This is a genomic window from Novosphingobium sp. B-7 (assembly GCF_000410615.1).
GTDB classification, from domain to species: domain Bacteria; phylum Pseudomonadota; class Alphaproteobacteria; order Sphingomonadales; family Sphingomonadaceae; genus Novosphingobium; species Novosphingobium capsulatum.
On record NZ_KE148394.1, the window covers coordinates 1 to 2425 of the forward strand.

Annotated in this window: 1 pseudogene; it reads right to left on the reverse strand. The window is 66.4% G+C overall.

Annotation, left to right across the window (positions count from 1 at the left end):
- Positions 1-2425: pseudogene (locus H926_RS28265) on the reverse strand (LamG domain-containing protein); the annotation flags it as partial.

Sequence of the window (2425 nt, forward strand, 5' to 3'; positions counted from 1 at the left end):
CGGCCATCGGCGGTTTCCAGGCGCACCTGCCCGGGCAACGCTGCCCAGGCTGTGCACGCGCACCGTCAGCTTGCGGCCCTGCCGCACCACGTCGTCGGCTCCGATACCGAGGTCAGGGCGGTGTTCGGGTTGGATGGCGGCACGCCGCGCCAGACGGAAGGTCAACACCGTGGTCTGCCCCGGAGCCAGACGCACCGGAATGGAACCGCCGCGTTCCATTTCCACCTCACGCGTAGTGACCGGCCCGCTTGGCGCGTCGGCATCGCCTGCGGCAAGGCCCTGAGTCATGGTCCAGGTGCCGGCCACCACGTTCCAGGTGCCCATATCGGCCAGCTGTTCGTGCGCGGTGGTGTTGTGGGCCAGCACGGTAAAGCCTTCGGGCGTGGCATCGCGCACCAGGATCGCCACCTGCACCGCTGCCTCGGGATCGGCAAAACGCCAGCTCACGGCATTGCCCGGCCAGGTCTGGTTGCGCTTGAGCGCAATGCCGCCCAGCCGCTCGCGCTGGAGCAGTTCGTTGGGCGCTTCCACCCGATCGGTCCACCAATGGCCCTGGGTATACATATACATGTGCTGCGCCTTGTCGGCGATGCCGGCGGCGTTGAGCGCTTCGAGCCAGGCGCGGTTTCCGGTGGTGTTCCATGCCTCGAACCGGGCGATATCGTTGCCGGCCTGCGCGGCTTTCAGCGTCGCCTCTTGCCATTCGCGGCGCTTGCCCAGCACGGTCAGCGCGTTTTCGTTGAGTTCTCCCAACGCCGAGAAATTGCCGGGCGCCAGCCGGCCCAGCACCGGGCGCAGGTATTTGTCATCGCCGGTAAAGCGCCAGGCCGCCCAGGCCGATTGCATCGGCAGGCTGGCCCCGCCACCATCGCCGGCCCGCTCCGCATCGCTGTTCCAGCTGATATCGTTGGGAAAACGCCACAGCCCATCGGCCCCCTGCTTGCCATGGGCGAGCAGGCCATCGATCAACCCGGTCACCAGATGGCGCGCGGTGGGATCGGCGTTGTACAGCCCCAGCAGCACCGGCGTGTGCATGATGACAAAGCCATAGGGCTTTTGCCAGGCCCAGGGCTCGTCGCGATAGATGTGCCGCCCGCCATACCAGCTTGACGAGATGTGCATGTGCCCGGCCGGATTGGTGCGGATAAGGCCGTCCAGCGCCTTGACCGTGGCCATCATCCGCTCGACCGCCTTGGGCTCTCCCCAGTTGAGATAGAGCCGTTCGGCATCGGCATTGATGCCTTCTTCATAGACGTGCAGTTCGTCGCTGGTGATATAGCTCAAGCCGTTGACGATCATGCCGTTCTGGTAAACCGCATCAGACAGCGCGCGCAGCGAGGCGTTGATCTTGTCGGGATCGACCCCCATCAGCGCCAGCCCCGGCCATTGCTGCGTCAGGTCGGTATCATCAGAAATGCCACCGCCGAAATCGCCATAGGGCACCTGGCGGTTGTCGATCCACCAATTGACGAACTGCCGCGCCAGCTTGAGGTCTTCGAGCTGGCGGAACGCCCACAGCGGCATGCCGGCCGGCGGCGTGGGCTGGACGAAGGGGGGCAACTGGTTGGCCGAATAGCCGATATCGGCCCAATAGCGCCGCGCCTCCAGGTTATCGGGATCGACCCGTAGCAGATCGCTGATATCGCCATAGAGCCGGCGATAGAGCGCGGCGCGTTTCGACGCGGTGTGCTCCTCCACCAGGAAGGCCCAGTTGTCTTTCACCTGGTTGAAGCGATCGGCCACGTGTTCCTTGAGCGCCGCGGCGCGATCCTTGAACACCAGCCGCACGCCCATGCCATCGAGCGTATCGGCACCGAAATCGGGCGCGGCCGAAGCAACGGTGAGATAAAGGCTGTCACCAGTGAGGATGCGATCGCGCAGAGGGAGCCACAGCGTGCGCGCCTCTCCCGGCTTTACCGACACCTGCACGTCGATCATGTCGCGCTCGGGCCAGATCGGGTCTTTGACGCGGATATCCAGCGGGATCAGCCCCTGCGCGTTGGGCGTGGCATGCAGCGCCGGCAGATCGAGCGCCACGCCATCCAAGCCATCGTGGCTGTTTCCCCAGCCATAGTTCCAGGCGCGGGCCAGCGGGCGCCCGGCCGGCGCATCGCCAAAGTTCGACGGGATCAGCACGTGCACCAGCGGCAGATGCGCGCCCGCCTCGCGCCGGGTCGCCGGGCCGCCAGCCGCGCTACCCGCGCCCACTGCCGCGCGCACGCCCTCGCTCGGCAAGGCGACCACCGTTGCCCGCTCTGCCAAGGGATAGCGCCCGGCGATGAAGGCATTGAGCGGCGCCAGCGCGCCCGGATCGGTGGCGGCCTCGCTGCGCACGGTATAGCGCAACTGGAACGTGCCATCCGGCACCGCGCCGGGCTTGATGTCATAGGCCCAGATTTCCTGGATCGGCTGGTCCTGCATCACA